The following is a 23,984-nucleotide window of genomic DNA, read 5'->3' on the forward strand; positions in this document are numbered from 1 at the left end:
AAATCAATAAATGAAATGCTATAACTTTTGCTGTTTCTGATATCAAACAGCCAGGAGTTATAGCATTTTTTATGTGGGAGGAAGAGATAGCTTGAAAATTAAAAACTTTGCTGAGATGGCCTATCTGTTGGGGCTGATTATTCTGGCCCTAGGCGTGGCACTTATGGAAAAAGCCGACCTCGGCATTTCTATGGTAGTTGCCCCGGCCTATTTAATATCCTTGAAAGTTAATTTTCTCACATTTGGCATGGCTGAATATACTCTCCAGGCCGTTCTGCTAATTTTCGTCTGCCTGTTGTTGGGTCAGTTTAAGCTGTCCTACTGTTTCTCTTTTGTCACGGCAGTTATTTATGGCTTGGTATTGGATGGTTGGATCTGGATGCTGAATGATGTAACCGCTGCTACGCTGAGTATCCGCATCCCTCTATATTTAGTAGGTATGCTCTTCTGCGCCATGGGTATTTCTCTGCTCTTTCACACCTATCTTTCTCCCGAAGTTTATGAGTTGTTCGTAAAAGAAGTGTCTAAAAAGTACCGGATAGATATCAATAAGTTTAAAATTGGCTATGACTGCACCAGCTGTGCAGTTGCCGTGGCCATGTCTTACCTTTTCTTTAATAGCCTGCGCGGTGTTGGTATCGGCACGGTAATCTGTGCTCTGGTCAACGGCCTCATAATTGCTCAATGCAGCAAGTTTTTTGAAAAGTATATTGATTTCTCCCCAAAATTACCTTCTGTGCAAAAATATTTTTGATTGGGATTTCTGAGATAAATCCCCAATCCTGTTTTGCTCAGCTATAATTGACATTTGCTAGAGAAATGTAATAAACTAGGGTATACCTAAAAATGAGAGGATGGTTTTTTTGTTAAATGTGTCTGTAATGGTGATTTTCAACTAAACAGTTGAGAGAGGTTACTTTATAAAACGTGGGTGTTAAACCTGCTTTTTTAAGTGCACCTTTCTGAAAGCGCAACCTTTGCGTTTTTGGATAACGCCTTACAGATTACGTCCTACAATAACCATTTGAGTTATAAACAGTGTCACCCTTTGTCGACCCTTTGTTGTAAGGTCAAAAAGCTGACATTGTAACTATGGCGATTATTATCGTATAGTTTTGTAGAGTGTAACAGGCATGTCCTGTTGCACTCTATTTATTTTTCTCAATAGTGTTAGGTGATTTTATACGTCAGTTAAAATCATTGCCCACAGGAGTATTCTGCGTATTTTTGGGAATTAAATGATCCAGAAAATAAGGTAATCTCTCTTGTGGGCATTTTAATTGTTATAGGGAGGATTTTTGATGAACGTCAACAATACACTGGAATTTAATACTATACTTGAAACTTTAGCTGAGCATGCACGTTCCCAAAAGGCAGTAGAAAAGTTGCTCTCTCTAAAGCCATTTTTAAATGAGCGAGAGTGCAAAGCCAAAATGCAGGAAACAACAGAGGCCCGCATGATTTTAGAGGGTATAGGTACGCCGCCCCTGGCCTCAATGAAAGAGCTGGATAAAATCCTGGATTTAACAGAGAAAGGCTCTATGCTGACCCCTGAACAGCTCACAGGTATCTGTGGTTTTATTTCTTCCTGCAAAAGAATGAAGAAATATCTTAAAAAGGCTGAATCCTTCAATACAGATATAGGGTTTTATGGTCATTCTTTTAGTCCGCTAGATCCGCTTTTTGAGGAAATTGAGCGCTGTATCAGAAATGAAGCGGTTGACGATGGTGCTTCTTCAGTTCTTCGTGATATTCGCAGAAAAATTGAAAACACAAAATCTGCGGTAAAAATAAAGCTTGAAGGTATACTGCGCAGCAAAAAGGAATGGTTTGCAGATGGATATGTCACCATTCGTAATGGGCGGTTTGTCTTGCCGGTCAAAAAAGGCTACAAAAATCAATTGAGCGGAACAGTCATTGATACTTCGAGCACTGGCAGCACCTGTTTTATTGAGCCGACAGCAGTGAGAAAGCTGCAGGAGGAATTGGCGGTTTTACAAATTGATGAAGATAATGAGATTAGAAAAATATTATACACTCTTACTGTGCTTGTTGAAGAGCATATTAATGAGTTGAGAATCAACAAGGACTGCATGGAAACTTTAGACTTTATATTTGCCAAGGCAAAACTGTCTGTTGAGATGAAAGCAGTTCCTGTCTCCATTACAACGGAACGAAAAATCATCATAAAGCAGGGAAGACACCCTTTATTGAAGCCGGACCTCTGTGTTCCTCTTGATTTTGAGATTCGAGGGGGGCGGGGTGATGATGCAATTAACGGTGTTGTGATTACCGGGCCGAATACAGGGGGTAAAACCGTCGCCTTAAAAACCATTGGCTTACTGTCAATTATGGTCCAAAGTGGACTTCATGTTCCTGTGGCCGATGGCAGCATATTTTCTATGCATAACAGTGTTTTCTGCGATATCGGTGATGGACAAAGCATTTCCGAGAATCTATCTACTTTTTCATCCCATATCCAAAATATTGTAGCTATTCTCCAAGAGGTATCAAGGGAAAGTCTGGTTTTGCTTGATGAATTAGGCTCCGGTACAGACCCTGCTGAGGGGATGGGACTGGCAATTGCAATTTTAGCTGAATTAAATCAGAGAGGCTGTCTTTTTGTGGCCACCACCCATTACCCGGAAATCAAGGATTTTGCCAAGAATACAAAAGGACTTATGAATGCTCGAATGGAGTTTGATCGGGAAAACTTACAGCCCTTATACAAACTGCAAATTGGTGAGGCCGGGGAAAGCTGTGCCTTATACATTGCCCAAAGATTAGGCTTTCCGGGGCATATGCTGAAGCGAGCCCAAAAAGAAGCTTATGGCTGTAGATCTTCTGAGTCAAGGGATAGACCAACTATTATGTTTGATGAGGATAACACTAATGAAGAGGACAACACTAAAATTGACACTGTTTCCCACAACAAAATTCAAAAGGAAGTTCCTAAGGAAAAGTCACCCTCACGGAGCGAAAGTTTTAATATAGGCGACTGTGTAAGGGTTTACCCCCAAAAATCCCTAGGCATTGTTTACAAGAGAACCAATGAAAAAGGCGAGCTTGGCGTGCAGATCAAAGATAAGAAGCAACTGATTAATCACAAGCGGCTTAAGCTTTTCCTTCCTGCCAGCGAACTCTATCCGGAGGATTATGATTTTTCGATTATTTTCGATTCGGTGGCAATTCGCAAGGCCAGACACCAGTTAGAAAAAGGGCACGAAGTTATAATAGAATATGAGGAGCGTGATTAAGAGGCAAACAGAGATAGAACTGGGTAATATATTTAAACCTGCTCAAACTCAACAGTCATTTAATCAAAAGTAAAACAGTATAGCCCGGAGATTTTCGTCTCCGGGCTATACTGTTTTACTTTCAGGGCATTTACAACTCAAGTGTATAAGTTATCCTACCTATATAGTTACGAGAAGGAAAAATAGAGATTAATAGAGAAATTGTATATCTGGCGAAATAAAAATCTTTAGCTATATAGAGTAAAATGGAGGAAAGTGTTTTGAATTTGGAAAGAAAGTTTATTAAGATTTTGGTATTAACCCTGATCTTAAATTTAACAATGGTCACAGCCGTAATGGCAAAGCCAAAAACAACAACTTCGCCGCCCCCACCTCAAACGCTGCCTGGAGTGAAACCGATTTTCAGCAGTTCTTTTATCCAATATTGGTACGCTCAAGATTGGGATTTGAACCGCTGGACCCAGGAATTAAGTATGCTTCAAAACACTGGGATTAACGAGATTATTTTACAAGATATCGCAGATACGAAAGCGATGTATGCAGCATACCCCACGCAGATTCCTGGATATACATTTAATGATGTGGATATGGTCGGTAATGCTTTAACCGCTGCCGATTCCCTAAATATGAAAGTGCGCATTGGATTAGGATTTAACGGAGATTGGTGGAAGGTTAATGCCGGCAATATGAATTGGCTCAATGTTGAAGCCTCAAAGAATAAGCTGATTGTGGACGAGATTGTGGATGTCTATGGAATGCATCCATCCTTGGGGGGCTGGTATATTTCATATGAGTTCTCGCAATTAAGTGCTCGAAACATGATCTACCAAGTGAATCTTAATAATTTTTATAAGCAGATTACAGCCGAAATTCAGCTTAAAAGCACTTTGAATATCATGATTGCACCTTTTTATAATTCTAAATACTCCTATTTAGTTTCGCTATCTGGCTGGACAAAAATGCTTAAAAACATTTTAAACGGTACTGGAATCCATATTGTTGCCCTTCAAGACAGTGTAGGTGCGGGTTACAATACTTTATCTCAAGCCAAAAACCTCTTTAGGTATACTAAAAAGGCAACGGATGCCATGGGTATGACGCTTTATGCGGATAATGAAACCTATACCTCGAAATCCTCCGGTAATGCTACAGCAACCCAATCTGATATTCAAGGGAGAATTTCCGCCGCTGCCCCCTATGTTCAAGGGTTTATCGCATTTAGTATTGACCACTACCAAAACAAAAACGAGATATCTCAAGTTTCTAACTATAATTATTACTACAATTATTATCTAAGATATAAATAATTCCACTTGATTTCGGCCCTTTTACAATCTGGATGGCTAATGATTTAAAGTTGGATCTAGTTGTCGATAAGTGTTAGTCAGGGAATGAAAATCCTTTACCTTGCAAAAAGTGCAAAATACTAATTGGCCGCTACAGAAATTGTAGCGGCTTTTAATATTAGGTGAAGATTAGGGAGGACTTTCGCAAAAAATGTTGAATTCTAGTAATTTATGTTAATAAGAATCAATTTCCATAGTTATCAGAGAGTTTTAAAAAAGTTTGGGGTGTGGTTTCCATGAAGTTAACCCAACGGGCCTTGGATTTGTCAACGGCAATCTCTGAAAATCTTATTGTAAAATCAATAAACAAAGGGTTAATACTAATCATCCCATTAATTATTGCCGGGTCTGTAGCCCTGGTTATTAATAATTTTCCCCTTGTTCAGTACCAGGATCTAATGACCTCGCTGTTTGGACCTGATTGGAAAACCTTTGGCCAAAGTGTTTGGAATTTGACATTTGGCTTGATGGGGCTGGCCCTTTCTGTCACAATATCCTATTCTCTTGCCTTAGCTGATCCTCAGATGTCTAAGGACAGGGTCAATCCCATCATAACGTCCCTTGTCGCACTTATCTCTCTGTTAACTATTATTAACACAGGAAGCTCAGGAATACATACAAGCAATGCTGGAGTAACAGGTATATTCTTATCTATTATAGTGACAGTTCTCTCTACAGAATTATTTATTCATCTCAATAGGTGTTTGGATAAGTATTATCTATCGTTTATGGTAGATGCCGATCCGGTTATCCCTAAAGTCTTATTCTTAATTTTTCCCTTTTGCTTAACTCTCGTCGGAGTTTCCTTGTTGCGAGTCCTACTCACCTATATGGGCATTGAAGATATTAACCAACTAATTACTGATTTAACCATGAACGTTTTTTTAAACATTGAAAATCAGTTTGCAGCTTCTATACTCTTTGTTTTCTTGAATCAGGTCTTCTGGTTTTTTGGTATTCATGGGAACAATATCTTGTATTCCGTTTCCCAAGATATCTATTTCAAAGCAATAGATCTAAATCTCAGTGCCCTATCGACAGGAGGGGAACCGGTACATATCCTAACTAAACCTTTTCTCGATGTGTTTGTCCTGATAGGAGGCTCAGGTTCAACATTATGCTTGTTAATAGCAGTTTTTCTGGCTGGAAAAAAGAGCAATACTATAAAATTAGCAAAGATAGCTTTTCTAACCTCAATCTTTAATATTAACGAGATAATTGTTTTTGGTTTGCCTGTTGTCCTTAATCCACTATTTTTGATCCCATATATACTAGTTCCCCTTATCCTAACTATTATTGCTTATCTAACAACATCTATAGGCCTAGTCCCGGTAACCATAGCACCGATTAACTGGACTACACCGCCCCTTCTGGGTGGCTGGCTGGCGACCTCTTCATGGAGGGGCTTGGCCTTGCAGATTTTCAACATAATAATTGGTACCTGTTTGTATTACCCCTTTGTTAGGCTCTATGAGCTGCAAAAACGAAAAGCAATTATTAATAACTATGAGCAATTAGTTCAAACAGTTCTCTGTGATGATTATAGCGCAAAAAAGAGAATTTTATCCAGAAGTGATCAGATAGGGAATACGGCCAATGCTCTAAGTTACGACATTCGAGTAGCTCTTGAAAAAGGAGAATTTTTCCTTGAGTATCAGCCCCAGGTTGATGAAAAGGGAGCGGTTATTGGTGTGGAGGCCTTGCTTCGGTGGAATCATTTGTTCTATGGAAGGGTGAATCCACAGGTAGTTGTTGCTATAGCCGAAGAGGCTGAAATTATAAATAAACTAGGTCGATGGGTTATTGAAGCAGCATGTTTTCAATTGGGGGAATGGAATAAGCAGGGTATTGTTGATATTCGAATGGCCATCAATATTTCGCCGACCCAATTGAATGATCAACTATTAGATATACTAGTCAATATCTTTAGGACTACTCAACTTAATCCCAGAGACATTGAATTAGAAATTACTGAAACAGTTGCCTTTGGGACCAACACCCAAACCGTAGATTTATTAGAAAAGATTAAAGGTCTGGGTGTAAGTATAGCCATGGATGATTTCGGAGCGGGCCACGCCTCCCTTTATTATATGAAGTATTTTAACTTAGATAAGATTAAAATAGATGGTTCCATCACGAAGGATGTTATCGACAATAAAAGTTGCCAGGATATTATTTCCTCAATCACTTACCTGGCAGAATCAATGGAAATCACGGTTCTTGCCGAATACGTAGAAACATTAGAGCAAGCAGAGGTTTTGAAGAAACTCCGTTGCCAGCAATTTCAAGGTTATTATTTCAGCCGGCCCCTTAGTGTATCTCAATGTGTGAAAGTCATTGAAAACTGTAGGCAGGAAATTGAGGGGGATAATGGAATATTAATTAAGGACTAATATCTTTTGATTTGACAACCTTAATCTTAAGGAGGAATGAATCATGGAAAATTTTCGCGCCCCCGAACTTTTTATTGATAAGGATGGGCTATGGTACGCTGATGGTGTGCTGATGATCAATAACGAAATCATTAAGCTATTTGCTTCCCATCTAAAAAATGATGGTCATAAAGAATATCATATTGACTGGCAGAAGCATTTGTACCCTGTGAGGGTGGAGGACGTGCCTTTTTTCGTTCCATCGTTAACTGGGGAGGATGGTCAACTTATAATACAACTCTATGATGGCCGAAGATTTCCCATGCCCCTTGGTAATATTCTCATGAAAAACAATATTCCCTACATCTCTCTGTTCTGGCAGCGTGATACGAAACTGTCTCGACCTGCCTATGCTGAGTTATGTAAAAGTCTGATCGAGCGGGAGGGTCAGTTTTTTATCAAATACGGAGATAATGAATGGCTCGTTGAAGAGGTTGAAGAGAAATAGTATTAAATAAAAGCTGATTTCCATTCTTATAAAGGAAATCAGCTTTTAATAGTTTGCATGCAATACCATAGTTTTAATTTAAAGTGCAATGGCTATCATCGAATATTCGTCGGCACTTAACGGCGTTAGTAGGACTGGCGTGGTAAATGTTATTCTCTACCTCCGTAAAGGGTCTTTAATTCTTCTTCTTTCATCGTAAAACTGTGCTGATCATTAGGAAAAAGTTCACTTCTCACTTCGCTTACATATTCACGTAAGGCGTTAGTCATTTGTTCATCCACATTTGTGTATGCTTTAACGAATTTTGCAACTCGATTTACTCCATAAGTAAGAATGTCATGGTATACCAGGACTTGTCCGTCAGTATGGACACCTGCTCCTATTCCGATAGTAGGTATTGCTAAGGACATTGAAATTTCCTTGGCAAGTTGTTGAGGAATACATTCAAGAACCATTGCAAAGGCTCCGGCTTCCTGGCAGAGTTTTACGTCTGCTAGCATTTTTCTTGCAGCTTCAGCATCTTTGCCTTGTACTTTAAATCCGCCAAGAACTGCGGCGGATTGCGGGGTAAGCCCTAGATGGGAAACAACAGGTATGCCTGCTTTTACAAGTGCTTTTATATGGGGGAGTACATCATCAGCCCCTTCTAATTTCACTGCATGAGCACCTGTTTCCTGAATAAGCCTTGCGCCGTTTATTAGTGTATCTCTGACAGACAGGTGGTAGCTCATAAATGGCATATCTACTACAATGAAAGTGTTAGGGGCCCCACGCTTGACTGCCTTAGCGTGATGAAGCATATCTTCCATTGTTACATAGATTGTTGAGTCATAGCCCAGCACAACATTGCCAAGAGAATCACCCACAAGAATCACATCCGCCTGAGCTTGCTCAACTTGCTTGGCCGAAGGATAATCGTAGGCTGTAACCATTACAATCTTCTTTCCCTGACTTTTTTGTACCCAGAAGTCTTTTGTTGATTTCATTCTTTTTCCTCCTTTTTTAGGAGAGGTGACAAAACAACTTTTGCAGCAAAAAAAGTCCCTATCAGAAGGGACTTTTAAAACATGAAAATGCTTTATCCCTCTGTCCCGGTCCGCAACGGATACAGGCAGTATAATTTAAATGGTTTTCCCGAGGTGCAGTTCTAAGGATACTGCCCAACTTAAGTATATCAGATCAATTCTAACTCGGCTACACTAAGGTATTCGTGCTCGAAAGAATAACGCGAGGCAACTTTTGCTGACGGTACATGATATTGGGTTATCTGTCAGTTGTTAAATGGTTATAATATTGTTGAAAGAAATAGTACTGAAAATGAGTTGAAGCAGGAAAATTCAGCGGATATGTGGAAGTTTTAAAGGTATCGTTCACTAGAAAACAGGAGGGTTAGACTTTGAAAAAAAACTTTTTCATGTTGGATTCATATCATACTGCCGAGAATACTCCGCGTTTCCTGCTAGATAGATTACTGATCAATACACGTCTTTTTTTTATGCTTAACTTCTTTAAGATTGTTCTTAAATCCCGAAGTGCTGCAGTAAAGGGCCACTACGATACAGAGGCCTGGATATTATCTTCCTATGATATTTTTAAGTTGATTGAAGGCTGCGGAGGTAGGTTCCATATCACAGGGCTTGATAATCTGCAAAAGTGTAAAGGACCTGTGGTTTTTATCAGTAACCACATGAGTACTCTTGAAACGATGATTTTTCCTTGTCTGATTGCTCCAATTATGGATGTAACCTTTGTCGTAAAGGACAGCCTGGTTGAACATCCTTTCTTTGGCCCTATCATCAGTGCTCAAAATCCAATTGTCGTAAGCAGGAAGAATTCAAGAGCTGATCTTCAAATTGTCATGAAAAAGGGTCAAGAATTATTAGCCAATGGAATATCGATCGTTGTGTTTCCGCAAAACACCAGGACTGTAAGTTTCGTGCCAAAGGAATTTAATTCACTGGGAGTAAAGCTGGCCAGCAAAGCCAAGGTTGAGGTGGTTCCCATTGCAATAAAAACGGATTTTTGGGGAAACGGTAAATACTTAAAGGATTTAGGTCCCATCAATCGTAAGCAACCCATTCATATGGCTTTTGGAGAACCATTGTCCATCAATGGTTTAGGTAAAGAGGGAAATAGCCAGATTATTGAATTCATTGCTGCTCATTTAGAAGAATGGAACAAAGGATAGTAGAGATCTGCTACCGTTATTAATTTAGCCGATACGGTTTCTTATAAAGATCCTTTTTCTTCAGGCCGTTTTTTCGGGCCATTGTAATCCAACCTCTGCCACCCATGAAATAGTAAATGCGTCTTAATAAAGGATAATTAACCCCAATATAAATTGAATCCATCGGTGTTGAATTCTCAGCTTGAATATCTGCTGCTATGGAGGTAAAAGCAGAGTTGAGTTTTTGGACAGCTTTTTTCATAAAAGGTGCTTCTTTGGCGGCAACCATCATAGGACCTCCACCGATGAGAACGCCGAACCGGAACTCGGCGTTCAGGTGTTGACTAAAACTCTTGATAACTCTGACAGCCTCTAGGTTTATTTCTGGTTCGGGAAATCCACAATTAACCATAGCATATACTTTGACATGTTTTTTAACGTCCCCGCTGGCCGTGTAATAATTATGGTAATCAACTAAAAATCGTGTTAACATGCCTGGCAAGCAAAAATAGTAAAGAGGAAATGAAATGATTATGGCATCGGCTTTGGCAAGGGTTTCAAAATCTTCTGTAAGGTTATGACTTGAAAAGCTTTTCCTGACATCAATAAATGTTTTGCTAAATAGCTGAGAATTGATTTGGCTTCCCAACATTTCTAAGAATTCCTTAGAGACGGATTTTTCGTTTATCTTAGGGCTGGCGCTGACTAAAACAACATTTTTCACAGTAGTCCACCTACCCTTCCAAGTTCCAGTTTATTTAAGGCCTCGATGGTGTTCTCCTTTGGTTCCTGATAGATCAGGACTTCAATACTTCTCCGATGTTTTTTTGTGACATCAATGAACAGTTGTTTATCCTCATCTGAAATTTCATCTCCGTAACCGATGATTATCTGACTGGGGTAGGTATCATACCGGGGTGGGTGCATTGTAGAGCCATCAGGTCGCTTTTCGAAAAATGGCAGTATATTGGGTAAGCCCCTATCTATGACATTTTTGATAGTTGGGCTGAACTGTCCGAAGATGATCGGACTGAGATAAATTACTACGTCGCTGTTCATAACCCTGCGGTTGATCTGGGCCATCCCGTCGTTGATAATGCATTCCCCCGGCTTTTTGATCCAGCAACCAAAGCAACCTCTACAGAAGGTCAGATCTTTCTCACTTAGTTCCGTCATCTCTATCTCATATCCCTTTTGTTTCAAGAACTTGCCTATCAAATCTTTTAGACCTTGATAGGTTTTGGTCAGATACTCCTGATCTGAAATCAACAAGGCTTTCATTTAATTCACTCCTTATTAAATTAATGTTTACAGTGTCAACATAATAATAGCACGGAATGTTTACGGTGTAAACATTTTATTAATTTGTGGTATAATATATTTATGCTTGTTGAGAGGATGTATGGTTGAGTGTCAAACGAAAATTACCATCATGAAAATTTAAAGGCAGATTTGATTAAAAAAGGTTTGAAGCTGCTAGATGAAGAAGGATACGAAAACTTTTCCTTGCGCAAAGTGGCAAAAGCCTGCAGTGTAAGTCACACGGCACCCTATAGGCATTTTGATAGTAAAGACGATCTAATCCTGGCAATTGCTATCGAAGCCCATCTTAAATTCAACCAGTGTCTAGAGGAAGCTGTTAATAAACATCCGAAGGACAATAAGAGCCAGCTTAAAGAAATGGGTTATGCCTATGTTAAGTTCTTTGTGGAAAATCCGGAATACTTACGGCTGTTCTTCCTAAGCGACTTTGCTAATAATCTTAAAAAGATGAATCACGAATCCTTGCTGAATGGGGAGCAACCTTTCAATACTTTTTATCAGGCCATCGAGCGCTGTCAAGGGGAGATCCAAAACCGGGAAGGTGAAAGTGTTGACCCAAATGCCATGGCCTTGTCCTGCTGGGGTTTGGTACATGGAATGGCCATTTTAATTGCCAAAAAGGACTTTTCTTATGACGGTGATTATCTGGAACTGGTTCGAAAGGTACTTTGGGCTGGAACATTTCTAGATTTATAGGATGGTTGCTTTGCTCTTTAATAGTAAGGTAATTATTACTTAAGTTTGTAAAGTTCAATGTCCCACAAATACTTTTTTAAATCAACGCACCCGTTTTCCTTTAAGTGGATACCTTCATTGGACAGGAGTTGTCTTTGATCTGTCCATCCGGGAGCTAAACGACCTTGGTGGTTTACAACTCGATGGCATGGGATGTTGAGGAAATCAGGGACATGATGGAGAGCCTGCCCAACCATTCTCGAGCGCAGTGGGTAACCCGATAACAGGGCAATCATTCCATAGGTGGCAACCTGGCCGGAGGGGATATCTTTGACAATCTCATAAACTTTATCGGAGAATTCTTTTCTGTTCATTCGTTCACCTAAGCCAATCTGTCGATTATCGGTGGTTTTATCACATTTGATTATTCAGGCTGCATTTAACAAGCATAGATAGTCTATTTAATTGCTCATGCTTTTCACCTTAAAGTATACTTTATTTCGAGTCCATTATAAATTAGCCGTACTAGATGGTAACCCTACTCGAAGGGGCTTTAATTTATTACTTTCTTTGGTTAAGATAGTATTTAGAGAGATGAAAACCATCAACTAAGTTGTAAAAATAGGAGGAACGACATGAATTGGAACTATGAAAAGGGACGGATTTATAGCACTGATGAAAAAGGGGAATTGCTCGGTGAGACTACTTTTATTGTTAAAGAAAATGGAGAGGTGAATATAGATCACACCTATGTAAATCCTGTTTTAAGAGGTCAGGGGGTTGCTGGGCAGATGATGGAGGTAGTGGCTGAGTATTTTAGGAAAGAAGGATTTAAAGCTACAGCGACCTGTTCCTATGCCAATATTTGGCTAAGACGACATCAGAAGCAGTATCCGGATATCCTTTCTGAGGATACCCTAGATCAAGCCGTGGCCTGCAAGATTGACGGAAAACATTAATGGGAAGAAGTTCTTTAAGATGGAGTTTTCTTCTTTTGGCATCAATTTATTGATAAGAAAAATGAACAAGTGTGTTTTCCGCTAGCTGATATGCAAGAATCAACTAGCGGATATTTACTGTGTCGGTTCAATACTGGGAATGTACATCAGGTCTTGGGTTGGTGAAGCATATATCCTGTGTGATATACTTATTGCATGTACTACTTGGGTAATTAAACATGCTAGGAGTTCTGTCAATCATGGATTTAAATGAACTAAAGGAAATCCCGCTTTTAAGAGCTTTAAGCGATGAACAATTGGAAATTCTTCAAGGCAATGCTCAAAAAAGAGATTACAAAAAAAATAAACGCATCTTTGAACCGGATAGCAAAGATAACTTCATCATGATCGTGCTAGAAGGTAAAGTCCGCATTTATCTCGCCTATCCGGATGGAAAAGAGTTCACCATCTCTTTTTTGGAACAAGGTGATATTTATAGCAGTCATTCAAAGACCTTCGCCGAAGCGAGAGAAGCTACCAAGATTTTGGCAATAAATGCTCAGGCTTTTCATCTTTTTATGCTTAATAACCCTACCATACTCATCAGTATGGTTAAGGCTTTAGGAGATAGCTTAGGAAATACACTTCGGATTATTGAAAATCTGGCCTTCCTTGATATCGATAAACGACTTGCTCGCTTTTTACTGGATGCGGCCAAAGAAAAGGGAGTTGTTGGACAAGAGGGTACATTTATTAATCTGGGTTTATCGGTAGAGGACCTTGCCTTGGCCGTTGGGAGTTCCCGGCAGACCGCTTCCATGCTCTTGAACCGCTGGGAAAGGGATGGAGTTATCAGACGAAACCGCAAGACCGTGTTCTTACTGGATATGCTTAAGTTGCAAGAATTGGGAGGAAGAATAGATTAAATTAATATTGTCGAAAGAGTATGAAAACCGTCAGATATTTGATGGTTTTTTTATTTGTGATGACCTAAGATATTGTCAGAGAAGAGAAACTTTTTCGACAAGGAGAGGATAAGATGTCAAGACAAGTATTAATTACTGATCTTACAATCGATACTGGGGTACAGGAATTATTAGGGAAAGCAGAACAGGAAAATATTGAAACAGCTTTTCAAAGGGCGAAGGAGCAAGAACCTCATTGTAAATTTGGCCTAACAGGTGTTTGCTGCCGCCGTTGCCTGCAAGGGCCCTGTAAAGTAACCTTTAATGGGAATAAAGGGATAAAACGTGGAGTTTGTGGGGCTACTGCAGACCAGATTGTAGCGCGTAATTTACTGTCCCTGATTGTAGAAGGCACTACTCCCCACGTAGAACATGCCCGGGAGATTCTCCATACCCTTTTAGAAACTGCTGAAGGGAAAGCTCCTTATGAAATTAAGGGCAAAGACAAACTTATAAGTATTGGCAAGAAACTAGGTTTAACGGTTGATGGGGTAGAGTTGGATAAATTAGCCCATGAAGTTGCTCTAATTGCTTTACAAGATTTCCAACAGCAATCCGGTGTTTCCCACTGGCTGCGTCTTCGAGCCCAGGATAAATCTATTGAAACCTGGGAAAAACTGAATATATTGCCCTCCAACGCTCACTTGGAAATAGCTAATGCCATCAATAAAACAGCTATGGGCTGTGAGAGTGATCCCGTTAGTCTTTTGCTGGGGATTATGAAAATGGGATTAGTCGAAGGATATGATGGACTGCATCTTTCCACAGATCTCCAGGATATTTTGTTTGGAACTCCACGGCTTGTGAAAACCCAATACAGAATGGGCGTTATCAAAGAAGATTATGTCAATATTGCCGTTCACGGTCATATTCCCATGGTCTCTGAAAAAGTTCTGGAGTGGAGCCGAAAATTAAATGATGAGGCCAAAGCCTTAGGGGCTAAAGGGATTAACATTGTCGGGATTTGTTGCAGCGCCAATGAACTGTTAATGCGTCAAGGAGTTTCCGTAGCCACAAACTATGCCAGTCAGGAATTAGCGATTATTACCGGTGCCTTAGAGGCCATGGTGGTTGATGCTCAATGTATCATGCCCGGCCTGGCTCAAGTGGCGGAATGTTATCACACAGAACTTATTTCCACCTTGCCAAATATTAAGATCGAAGGAGCCAGCCATGTAGACTGGACGCCCGAAGAGGCGGATAAAATGGGAGAGGAGATTGTCCGCCGTGCTCTGGCCCACTATCCGGAGAGAGACCAAGCTAAAGTTCAGATTCCAGAAGGTACTGTAGAAGCCTATGCAGGTTTTTCTGTTGAGCAGATTGTTGAGCTTTTGGCTGCGTTAAATGGGGCAGACCCCTTACTTCCCCTGATCGAAGCCATCGCTAAAGGCGACATCTTAGGTGTTGTTGCAATTGTCGGATGCACAAATCCTAAAGTGAAACAAGACTTGGCTAATACGGAAGTGGCTAAAGAACTAATGAGAAATAACGTTTTAATCGTTGCTACCGGATGTTCAGCTCACTCCTTAGGGAAAAATGGCTTATTGTCACCTGCTGGCTTAGAGTATTGCGGAGAAAAACTAGCCAATGTTCTGACAGCTATTGGGCAAGCAAACGGTTTACCGGCCTTGCCTCCTGCTCTGCACATGGGAAGTTGTGTGGATAATTCCAGAATTGATGATTTGCTGGTTGCCTTAGCCAATAGATTGGGCGTAGGGGTGAGAGAATTACCCGTGGCAGGCTCCAGTCCTGAAAATCATAGCCCCAAAGCCTTATCCATTGGAACCTTCTTTATTGCTCAGGGAGTGGATGTTCACATCGGGGTTAATGCCCCTATCACCGGTTCGCCGCTGGTGGAACAAGCTCTCACCGCAAATAAAGGCGAGTTCCCCGTGACTACCGATGAGCTTTTCGGGGGAAAATTAATTTACGAAGCAGATCCCATTCAGGCCGCCCAAACAATGATTGCTCGTATTATTCAGAAACGTAAGGCTTTAGGACTTGTCTGTCCGGAAACCACAGAAAGTGCCGCAGAATAAGGAACACCCACTTCTAAAAGAGGGAGTTTCAGGATTGCTCAACTCATTAACTAACGAAACAGACTAACGGGGCTCTCACCTCCACACTGTAGAAGTGGGAGCCTACTATTCATAAGGACGGGGTGAGTATATGAGGGAAAAAAGCCTTAAGATTGCCATTTCCGGTAAAGGTGGCGTGGGTAAAACGACGTTGTCATCACTACTGTGCTATCTTTACGCTCGAGATGGACAGAGAGTTTTGGCGGTAGATGCTGACCCGGATGCCAATTTGGGAACGGCTTTAGGCTTTCCTCCAGAAATGTTGGCAAAGCTAACCCCTATTTCTGAAGAGCGAAAGCTTATCAAAGAACGTACCGGAGCAGAACCGGGAACGATTGGAGCGATTTACAGCCTTAATCCCCAGGTGGAGGACATTCCGGATACCTATGTTGCTGAATATCGGGGAATTAAACTTTTGCGGATGGGGTCAATTACCCAAGGAGGAACCGGCTGTGCCTGCCCGGAAAATACTCTCTTAAAAAGTCTCTTGGATCATATTGTCCTGGAAAGAAATGAAATTGCGATTTTAGATATGGAAGCAGGACTTGAGCATTTTGGACGGGGGACAGCCAGGGGTGTGGATGCCTTTATTGTTGTGGTGGAACCAGGACGACGCAGTATTGAGACAGCCCAGGCAGTAGTAAAACTTGCCAATGACCTAGGGGTTCAAAATGTTTACGCCGTCGTTAACAAAGTGCATGAAGGGCAATTGGCTGAGCTTGAACAAGAGATTAACTTTCTGCCGATTTTAGGGCATTTTCCCTATGATCCTGTAGTTGTAGAAGCTGATTTTCGTGGCAAAAACCTCTTTGATCTAAGCGAAAGCTTTGTTCAAGAAGCTGAAAAGATCAAAGAGAAAATTGATTCGTTGCTTAGGTAGAACACCAACCTTAAAAGAATAGGCCTCCTTCTGTAGACTTTAAACAGCTGCAGGTGGAGGCCTATTTTAATGGAATTTAAAATCACTGACGAAATCGTCAATGGTTTTAAATTCTAATTTGAGGGTTGGCCTAGGATAATAGAGTAAAATGATCAGTCCTCTGCTTTCTTAGAAGTCTGAGCTTGCTCCCAAATCTTATCGGCGACTTCTCCCCAAGCGGATGAAACATCCTGAAGTTTTTTAGTCAATTCCTCTACACTTTCTAGGTCCAGAACTTGAGTGGAATGGGCACCGGATTTATTGACCATCATTCTTAATTTATCGGGATTGTCCATAAGAGGACAAGGGCGCAAATGATTCTGATTAAAGGGCTGATTTTCACGATATTGGGCAAATAGGGGGGATTTTAAGGCCTCTAATATGCTGTTGACACGGATGTTGGTATCAGAATAATGAATGAAAGCACAAGGTTCGATATCTCCATGGGCATTAATATGAAAATAGTTGCGTCCGCCTGCAATACACCCTTCAACATATTCCCCGTCATTCCAAAAATCCAAGGCAAATATGGGCTTAGTATTTCTGATTTCTCGGATCCTATGATACATATACTTTCGTTGCTCAGGCTGGGCAATTAAATCCAGAGCGGCATTCTTTCCGACGGGAACATAGGTGAAGTACCAAGCAAAAAGGCAGCCTTTTTCAATCATTAAGTCTACAAATTCATCAGAAGCTACGGTATTAGTGTTTTGGCGATGGTAGCAGGAGGAATAACCAAACCCTGCCCCTGCCTCCTTCAATAAATCCATGGACTTAATAACTTTGTCATAGGTGCCAATGCCTCGACGCTGATCCGTTGCTTCTCCGATCCCTTCAATACTGAAAGCCAGTACAAAATTACCAACTCGTACTAATTCCTGAGCAAAATCCTCATCCACCAAGGTACCATTAGTAAAGGCTAAAAAAGCACAGTCTTGATGTTTTTCCGCTAAGGCAATCAAATCATTTTTTCTGATTAAGGGTTCTCCGCCAGAGTACAGATACATAAAGATGCCTAGCTTTTTCCCTTGCTCAATGATATTGTCTAGTTCATCAAAGGATAATGAATGGTGCTGTTCATATTCACTGGCCCAACATCCGATGCATTTTAGATTACATGACGAGGTTGGATCCATCAAGATTGTCCAAGGAATATTACAATCATGTAACTTAGCAGTTTTCAGTGCTTTTTCTCGTCCAAGCAAAGTTGCTTTGATAAAAAAGTTTGTCAGGAACTTATTGCGAACATTAGGAGCAAGCTGGGTAAAGACAGCGTCAAATAGCTTATTATAACTACTGGAAGAGTCCACTGCATAGGTTTGTAAATATCTTATGGCCGTTTTAAAATCTTCATCACGAGCAATTCTGCTAAACAATTTTAGAATCACATTCATATTTTTTAGTCTATTTTTCTCGGCATAACCTAAAGCTCTCTTAAAGGCAAAGGTATAAATAAACTCCTTGATTCTTCTCATATCTACTCTCCTTCATCAACGGTTCGAAATTAAGTGAAATGCCATCTCGGCTGGAATAAGAACTAATATGAGAGTACATAATATGCAATTATCCTAAAGGAGTGAATTGGCTGTGATGAACTCCAGCCCCGGTTAAGTATAGGAGAGGCAGCACTTATCCATTGCTTGGTGTGAGGGGAGGAGAAAAATAGTTCTCTTGACATGTGAGAGAATAGAAAATAGAATATAATTAACCGAACGGTTAGTTAAAAGGTGGGATTTAAGATGTCTTCCAATGACAGTAATAGTTCTGTGGAAAAGATCCTTCAAGCAGCGGAAGAATTATTCGCAGAAAAAGGTTTTAATGGTACAAGTGTCAATCTGATAGCGGAAAAAGCAGAAGTTAACAAAGCTATGATCTATTATCATTTTAAAGATAAAAACGATCTTATAAATTCTATGTTTAAACGAATCTTAAGCGAATCTGAGGGCTATGTAAGACGTGCTTTTGCAGCTCACTCTGATAATGGAAAAGAAGCTAGTCATCTGGATCATATTGAAGAGGAACTTAAATTTTTAAGTAAACGAAAAAGGATTATCTCAGTTATGATGATGGAAGCGTTAAAAGGAGATGAGAAAGACAATTATTTCTTCAAATGCGCGGAAAGTGTTTTCAAACATGAATTGAAGGGTTTCAAAAATGAATCTGGTGAAATTGAGGAGAATTCTCCAGAACATCAGCTCGAATTAGTTTACGAATTTTTTACTGGTTTCGTTCCAATGATTGCGTTTGTTGTTTTCAATGAGAAATGGTGTGACTACTTTAAATGTGATTCGGATAAGGCTATGGAGTACTTTTTAGAGTCCTTTCGACAGACTCATTTAGCGCCAAAGCTTTAAAGCAGACAATGACTTTTCAGACTTGGCTTTAATTTCTTCAACACCCATTGCTTCAAGAGGAATATCGAAATGGCTTATTAACCGGACGGTTGGTTAGTAATAAACAGAGGACTTTTCCGAGTTTAGAAGCTTAAATATGAGAGGGGAGCTTATGTATGAGTAACAGTGTTTGCCCATGGTGGTTAGGTTATTTTTTACTTAATCCTGTAAGGAGTATTATTCATAGCCCTGAAAAAGTACTGAAAAGTCATGTCAATAGAGGGATGTCGGTTCTAGACATAGGATGTGGAATGGGTTACTTCAGTTTGCCTATGGCAAAACTGGTTGGCGATAAGGGGCGTGTTCTAGCAATTGATCTCCAAGAAAAAATGTTAACGGCTCTGAACAGAAGAGCTATGAAGGCAAATTTGACAAACAATATAGAAACAAGGCTTTGTTTAAGTAACTCCCTAAACATCGATGATCTAACGGGGACAATAGATTTTGCCTTAGCTTTTGCTATGGTTCATGAGGTTCCCGATAAAGATAGGCTTTTGCTGGAAATACATAAGGCGTTAAAACCGGGCGGCAAGCTTCTAATTGCTGAACCCAAAGGGCATGTTAAGGAAAAAGATTTTAATGATTGTCTAAATTTAGCCCGTAGTATAGGCTTTAATCTTGCAGAGAAACCTGAAGTTGGTAAGAGCTTCTCTGCTCTGCTTACAAAGTAGGCGCTCTTTTCCACGCACCAGTTCCACTAAAGTGGATACCTTCATTGGAGAGGAGTTGTTTTTAATCTCATGTTATAATGAAGGTAGTTGGAAAAAGCTTAGGAGGATTTAGCAATGGACAATAATGATATCCTAATTAGATTAAGATATGCTCTGAATTTTAGGGACAAGGAAATGGTAGAGATATTTAAGCTTGGTGGAGTGGAACTGGATGAAGAAACAGTGAGAAAGCTGCTCATAAAATCAAAAGATGTTTATCGCTACTATAACGAAGTTGACGAACCTAACGACATAGAAGATGAGGAAGAAAACATAAAATGCAGAAACAGTACGCTAGAGTCATTCCTGAATGGTTTTATTATCTATAAAAGAGGAAAGCAAGAGCCTAAACCAGATCAAAGGTCACAGCCGGGGCTGAAAAATAATGACAATCCTAATAATATGTTGCTTAAGAAATTGAAAATAGCCCTATCACTTACCAGTGATGACATGATCGACATCTTAAAAGAAACTGGAGTCATCGTAACCAAAGGAGAATTAGGCGCACTCTTACGAAAGGAAGGTCATAAGAATTACAAAGAGTGTGGGGATAAATACGCCAGAAATTTCTTGAAAGGACTAGCTAAAAAATACAGGGGATAGACACCCTTTAGATTTTTTGGAGAGAAAAGGTTCAGATCCTTATTGTGGGGAAGAGAGGGATCGTTTAACAGAAATGATCTCTGCCAGAATACTTATGGCAATTTCGGATGGGGTTTGAGCATTTATATCTAAACCGATCGGCGCCTTTAAACTTGCCAGAGCTTGAGAAGAATATCCTTTCTCTCGCAAGAAGTTTACAATGGCGGCGATCTTTTTTGTACTGCCCAGCATACCTACATATTTAGTCGGAAAGTTGAGAACCTCCTTGAGGCATTCTGCATCCGTAGGATGACTTCTCGTCGCAATGACAACATACGTATCCCTGTTCGGTTCATACCTCTTGATCCCGTCAGCAAAATCACTGCAGATAACTGATTGGGCACAGGAGAACAACTCCGGCAGGGCAAATGTCGGACGATCGTCAATTACCGACACTTGGAAATCCAGTGCCTTGGCATAAAAAGCAACTTCTCTGGCCACGTGGCCAGCCCCTAAGATTAATAAGCGCTCTGTTTTTTTGACTGGATCCACGAACCAGCGATACTCTTCACTGTTTCCAATCACTTCAGCTGGCTTGCCGGAGATGATTTCTTGCCTTTTTATTGCTGAGAGCACCAATTCGTTTTGAGGTTGCCCCAAGAGAAGATTGCCATTTGTATCAAAGATACTCCTGGAATAAGGCGGAATCAGAGAAGTCACCAACACTGAATCTTTTCCCCTGTTCAGAAGATCCTGAAGGAATTGCCAGAAATTCTTATCTTGGATGGGCTCTAATAAAACATCGATAGTAGCCCCACAAACTGAAAACTTATCAGTGTGGGACTCCAGATTTATGGCTTGGTGAAAAATTTCAACGTAAATTTCTTCGTTGGAGGTTAAGAGTGCTAAGGCTCTGTTGGTGATAAGCTTTTCCGCAGTTCCTCCTCCAATAGTACCAATTGTTTGGCCGGTGTCCATAACCAACATTTGCGTACCTAAATCACGGGGTGTAGAGCCCTCCGTACGAATAATAGTGGCCAGTATAGCTTTTGCTGGCCTAGCTTGCGCCTTTACAATAGCTTGTAAAATAGTTTCCTCCATGGAAGCACCCCCTTGTTGCTGTTTTCTGATATCAAACAGCGATGGATTATAGCTTTTTAAAATTGGAGGGAAATGAAAAACTTTGCGACTCATCGATTCTCTTGTATTATAATCGGCTTATTGTTCTGCTAATTCATTAAGAAAGGATATATTCTAAGAGTTCTTTTACTTCAGTTGGAAGTAGCATTCCCGTGCCGTTGCATTCCTTACAGACAATAAGGGGTGGATCATCTTGTTTTCCTGGTAATTTCTTGTCAACAACGTTTAATCTCTTGCGTGTCGGGTTCACGGTTTTTCCGAGGCCAAAACACTTGGGGCATTTCTTATCAAGAACATATCTTTCAGTCATGGTTAACATCCTCCCTCTCAATTGGTATTATTAATAGCATCATATTCGAAGTAACTATAAAAGAATATTAATTGTGGCATTGAATTATTATATGGTGAGCGAACTTCAAAGAGCTTTGGTCAATAAATTTTCAGATTTTGACATTAACGAATCGTAACCACAAAAGATACGTAAAAGGATGTGTTTTTAAATTATTTAGCTTTAACCTTGTGTGGACTTTTGGCTTGAAGGTCTATAGTACTTCACATATAATATAGCAGATAAAGACTTTTTAATAATACCCAATTAAGCCGATTTTTTACACCTGAGAGTGAGAGTGTGAGGTGTTTAATGGTAACATTAAAAACATTGGATTCCAGCATTATTTCATTTATCATTTTAGTATTGATATATATCAATGTATACAATCGTTCAGAAAAGGTATTTATGCACTATAGACTATTCATTTATATGATACAGGCCAATATGGTTTTAATTATTGTCGACATCTTGGCTTGGGTTTTCAATGGACTACCGGGTACTCTGAACCTAATATCCAATACTGGGTTTAATCTGTTGCTCTATATCCTAGTGCCGGTAGCCCCCTCGCTGTGGGTGATATATGCTAATTTTCATATATTTAGGGATGAAAAGAGAATATTTAAGGCAACTCGTGTGTTGGTGGCTTTTATAGTTATCAACGCTGTGATATCGGTAATGAGTCTTTTCACAGGCTGGTTTTTCATTGTTGATACAGGAAATATCTATCATCGAGGAGAGTATTTTTGGGTTCATGTTGTTTATTGTTATTTGCTGTTAGTCTATTCCTTTTTTTATGTCCTTATAAATCGGAGCCTGATTGAAAAACGTCATTATTATTCACTTTTGTTGTTTTTTATTCCTCAAACCATTGGAACTTCGATTCAGATGCTCTGTTATGGAGTAACATATAATTGGACAGGCATGATGTTGTCTCTGCTAATTATATATTTCAACATCCAAGATCGAGGATTAAATACTGATTATCTCACTGGAGTCTATAATCGAAGACAGCTGGATGGATATATCAATGGGAAAATTCGAAATAGTGCCGACGGAAAATCATTCTCCGCTATCTTGATTGATTTAAATGATTTCAAATCAATCAATGACAAGTTTGGTCATGAAACTGGAGATCAAGCATTAAAAGATACGGTTGGGATACTAAGAAAAAGTCTGCGTCTAAACGATTTTGTGGCAAGGTTTGGTGGAGATGAATTTGTTGTTATCATGGACATCAATAATAGGGAGTTGCTAAAGCAGGCAGTTAACAGAATAAGGAGTAATATTGAAGAGTTCAATGAGAGCAGCATAAAGCCTTATAAGCTAAGCTTTTCGATGGGATATGATATCTATGATTGCAATTCTAAAATGAAATCTGATGATTTTTTTAATCACATTGATACCCTCATGTATAATAATAAAAAGCAAGTACTTTCGGTTGGTAGAGGTGAGCTTTGATGTCGGAGGAATTAGAGAGCCAATTTGAGACGTTTTATCACGAGTACTATGAAAAGTTGTTTAGGACGGCCTTTCGTCTAACGGGTAATAGGGAAGATGCCCAAGATGTCATTCAAGAAGCTTATATCAATGCCTATCGATCCTTTTCGAAGTTTAACCACGCTAGTTCCTTTGGAACTTGGATCTATAAAATACTGCTGAATTGTACCTATCGCTATATGACGAAACGTGATAAAGTTCCAATTCATATTATCACGGCTGAAAGAGGGATATCTGAAACAGAGTTTTGGGAATCAATGAAATCCAAGGAGTCTGTTGAAGAGCATGCTATAGTTGAAGACATCCGCGAAACCTGCCTGCAGCTGTTTCTGAACTGTATCCCTAAGAAACAGCGGATTGCCTTCACTTTGAAAATTCTAATGGAGTTATCAATTGAGGAAGTCGCCGATATTATGGGTATATCTGAGAGTGCTGTCAAAATAAATGTCTATCGAGCAAAACAGCATTTGAAAGACAACATGGAAGACAAATGTTCGTTTATTGATCCGGAAAATCCTTGCCAATGTGGAAACTGGGTGAAGTATCTGATCGATAACGGAAAGATAGACCTTATTTCTCCCCATAACCCAGTAAGAAGGAGAAGTACTGCAGAAATGTCTTCGATCTGGACAGAAATAGATTTTTTGAGAAAAACAATTCGGCTGTATGATCAACAGCCGGGCCATACATCCTATCCAGAATTTAGGGAGAAAATCAGGGAAATCATTGCTCAACAGACTCTAAAAATACTTACATAATTATAAGTTGTTTGTAACTTTTCTC

Annotated in this window: 23 protein-coding genes; 16 read left to right on the forward strand and 7 right to left on the reverse strand. The window is 39.9% G+C overall.

Annotation, left to right across the window (positions count from 1 at the left end):
* Positions 1-91 precede the first annotated feature (91 nt).
* From BLS16_RS15475 to BLS16_RS15495, 5 genes are all read left to right on the forward strand, one after another.
* Positions 92-754 (forward strand): DUF6198 family protein, encoded by a 663-nt coding sequence (locus tag BLS16_RS15475; RefSeq protein WP_092334585.1) that lies wholly within the window; start codon positions 92-94, stop codon positions 752-754.
* A 547-nt stretch (positions 755-1,301) separates the two neighbouring features.
* On the forward strand, positions 1,302-3,257 hold the full coding sequence (locus BLS16_RS15480; protein ID WP_092334586.1) for an endonuclease MutS2: 1,956 nt from the start codon (positions 1,302-1,304) through the stop codon (positions 3,255-3,257).
* 260 nt (positions 3,258-3,517) lie between these two features.
* A complete protein-coding gene (locus BLS16_RS15485) occupies positions 3,518-4,564 on the forward strand; it encodes a DUF4434 domain-containing protein (protein ID WP_092334587.1) in 1,047 nt (348 codons plus the stop codon).
* A 275-nt stretch (positions 4,565-4,839) separates the two neighbouring features.
* Positions 4,840-6,996, forward strand: a complete 2,157-nt coding sequence (locus tag BLS16_RS15490) for an EAL domain-containing protein (RefSeq protein WP_092334588.1) — start codon at positions 4,840-4,842, stop codon at positions 6,994-6,996.
* A gap of 43 nt (positions 6,997-7,039) precedes the next feature.
* On the forward strand, positions 7,040-7,483 hold the full coding sequence (locus tag BLS16_RS15495; protein WP_092334589.1) for a DUF1285 domain-containing protein: 444 nt from the start codon (positions 7,040-7,042) through the stop codon (positions 7,481-7,483).
* A 149-nt stretch (positions 7,484-7,632) separates the two neighbouring features.
* Here the strand turns inward: BLS16_RS15495 and panB are convergent, their stop codons facing one another.
* A complete protein-coding gene (gene panB, locus BLS16_RS15500; protein WP_092334590.1) occupies positions 7,633-8,469 on the reverse strand; it encodes a 3-methyl-2-oxobutanoate hydroxymethyltransferase in 837 nt (278 codons plus the stop codon).
* A 410-nt stretch (positions 8,470-8,879) separates the two neighbouring features.
* Here panB and BLS16_RS15505 point away from each other — a divergent pair, with 410 nt between their 5' ends.
* Entirely contained in the window at positions 8,880-9,671 is a 792-nt protein-coding gene (locus tag BLS16_RS15505) for a lysophospholipid acyltransferase family protein (RefSeq protein ID WP_176786190.1), read from the forward strand.
* Positions 9,672-9,690: 19 nt separating this feature from the next.
* Here the strand turns inward: BLS16_RS15505 and BLS16_RS15510 are convergent, their stop codons facing one another.
* Together BLS16_RS15510 and BLS16_RS15515 are read right to left on the reverse strand one after the other, a co-directional pair.
* A complete protein-coding gene (locus BLS16_RS15510; RefSeq protein WP_092334591.1) occupies positions 9,691-10,374 on the reverse strand; it encodes an NADPH-dependent FMN reductase family protein in 684 nt (227 codons plus the stop codon).
* Complete coding sequence (locus tag BLS16_RS15515; protein ID WP_092334592.1) at positions 10,371-10,931, reverse strand: flavodoxin family protein; 561 nt, start codon at positions 10,929-10,931, stop codon at positions 10,371-10,373. The genes BLS16_RS15510 and BLS16_RS15515 overlap by 4 nt, the downstream gene beginning before the upstream one ends.
* Positions 10,932-11,060: 129 nt before the next feature.
* Between BLS16_RS15515 and BLS16_RS15520 the strand changes: the two genes are divergently transcribed.
* Positions 11,061-11,669 (forward strand): TetR/AcrR family transcriptional regulator, encoded by a 609-nt coding sequence (locus BLS16_RS15520; protein ID WP_092334593.1) that lies wholly within the window; start codon positions 11,061-11,063, stop codon positions 11,667-11,669.
* A gap of 35 nt (positions 11,670-11,704) precedes the next feature.
* On the opposite strand, the gene BLS16_RS15525 is transcribed toward BLS16_RS15520, so the two are convergent.
* Entirely contained in the window at positions 11,705-12,022 is a 318-nt protein-coding gene (locus BLS16_RS15525; RefSeq protein ID WP_092334594.1) for an MGMT family protein, read from the reverse strand.
* Positions 12,023-12,283: 261 nt separating this feature from the next.
* Here BLS16_RS15525 and BLS16_RS15530 point away from each other — a divergent pair, with 261 nt between their 5' ends.
* The 4 genes from BLS16_RS15530 (at position 12,284) to BLS16_RS15545 (ending at position 16,509) form a co-directional block, all read left to right on the forward strand.
* Positions 12,284-12,607, forward strand: coding sequence for a GNAT family N-acetyltransferase (locus BLS16_RS15530; protein WP_092334595.1), 324 nt, complete (start codon positions 12,284-12,286; stop codon positions 12,605-12,607).
* 239 nt (positions 12,608-12,846) lie between these two features.
* Complete coding sequence (locus tag BLS16_RS15535) at positions 12,847-13,512, forward strand: Crp/Fnr family transcriptional regulator (RefSeq protein WP_092334596.1); 666 nt, start codon at positions 12,847-12,849, stop codon at positions 13,510-13,512.
* A 113-nt stretch (positions 13,513-13,625) separates the two neighbouring features.
* The gene (cooS, locus tag BLS16_RS15540) at positions 13,626-15,590 is read left to right on the forward strand and encodes an anaerobic carbon-monoxide dehydrogenase catalytic subunit (RefSeq protein ID WP_092334597.1); all 1,965 of its coding nucleotides are present in this window, start codon (positions 13,626-13,628) and stop codon (positions 15,588-15,590) included.
* A 130-nt stretch (positions 15,591-15,720) separates the two neighbouring features.
* Positions 15,721-16,509, forward strand: coding sequence for an ATP-binding protein (locus BLS16_RS15545; RefSeq protein WP_092334598.1), 789 nt, complete (start codon positions 15,721-15,723; stop codon positions 16,507-16,509).
* A gap of 152 nt (positions 16,510-16,661) precedes the next feature.
* Here BLS16_RS15545 and BLS16_RS15550 read toward each other — a convergent pair whose 3' ends face one another.
* Positions 16,662-18,023 carry a radical SAM/SPASM domain-containing protein gene (locus BLS16_RS15550; RefSeq protein WP_092334599.1) on the reverse strand — a complete coding sequence of 454 codons (1,362 nt, stop codon included), beginning with the start codon at positions 18,021-18,023 and terminating at the stop codon, positions 16,662-16,664.
* Positions 18,024-18,287: 264 nt separating this feature from the next.
* Between BLS16_RS15550 and BLS16_RS15555 the strand changes: the two genes are divergently transcribed.
* From BLS16_RS15555 to BLS16_RS15565, 3 genes are all read left to right on the forward strand, one after another.
* Entirely contained in the window at positions 18,288-18,902 is a 615-nt protein-coding gene (locus tag BLS16_RS15555) for a TetR/AcrR family transcriptional regulator (RefSeq protein ID WP_092334600.1), read from the forward strand.
* Positions 18,903-19,057: 155 nt separating this feature from the next.
* Positions 19,058-19,612: a class I SAM-dependent methyltransferase gene (locus tag BLS16_RS15560; RefSeq protein WP_092334601.1), complete on the forward strand. Its 555-nt coding sequence runs from the start codon at positions 19,058-19,060 to the stop codon at positions 19,610-19,612.
* Positions 19,613-19,726: 114 nt separating this feature from the next.
* A complete protein-coding gene (locus BLS16_RS15565; RefSeq protein ID WP_092334602.1) occupies positions 19,727-20,254 on the forward strand; it encodes a YehS family protein in 528 nt (175 codons plus the stop codon).
* A 39-nt stretch (positions 20,255-20,293) separates the two neighbouring features.
* Here the strand turns inward: BLS16_RS15565 and BLS16_RS15570 are convergent, their stop codons facing one another.
* Both BLS16_RS15570 and BLS16_RS15575 read right to left on the reverse strand, forming a co-directional pair.
* Positions 20,294-21,334: an XdhC family protein gene (locus BLS16_RS15570; protein WP_092334603.1), complete on the reverse strand. Its 1,041-nt coding sequence runs from the start codon at positions 21,332-21,334 to the stop codon at positions 20,294-20,296.
* Positions 21,335-21,470: 136 nt separating this feature from the next.
* Complete coding sequence (locus BLS16_RS15575) at positions 21,471-21,683, reverse strand: hypothetical protein (RefSeq protein ID WP_092334604.1); 213 nt, start codon at positions 21,681-21,683, stop codon at positions 21,471-21,473.
* A 330-nt stretch (positions 21,684-22,013) separates the two neighbouring features.
* Between BLS16_RS15575 and BLS16_RS15580 the strand changes: the two genes are divergently transcribed.
* Together BLS16_RS15580 and BLS16_RS15585 are read left to right on the forward strand one after the other, a co-directional pair.
* A complete protein-coding gene (locus tag BLS16_RS15580; protein WP_092334605.1) occupies positions 22,014-23,162 on the forward strand; it encodes a GGDEF domain-containing protein in 1,149 nt (382 codons plus the stop codon).
* The gene (locus BLS16_RS15585; protein ID WP_092334606.1) at positions 23,162-23,959 is read left to right on the forward strand and encodes an RNA polymerase sigma factor; all 798 of its coding nucleotides are present in this window, start codon (positions 23,162-23,164) and stop codon (positions 23,957-23,959) included. The genes BLS16_RS15580 and BLS16_RS15585 overlap by 1 nt, the downstream gene beginning before the upstream one ends.
* Positions 23,960-23,984: the final 25 nt, after the last annotated feature.

Source organism: Desulfosporosinus hippei DSM 8344 (genome assembly GCF_900100785.1).
Lineage (GTDB): Bacteria > Bacillota > Desulfitobacteriia > Desulfitobacteriales > Desulfitobacteriaceae > Desulfosporosinus > Desulfosporosinus hippei.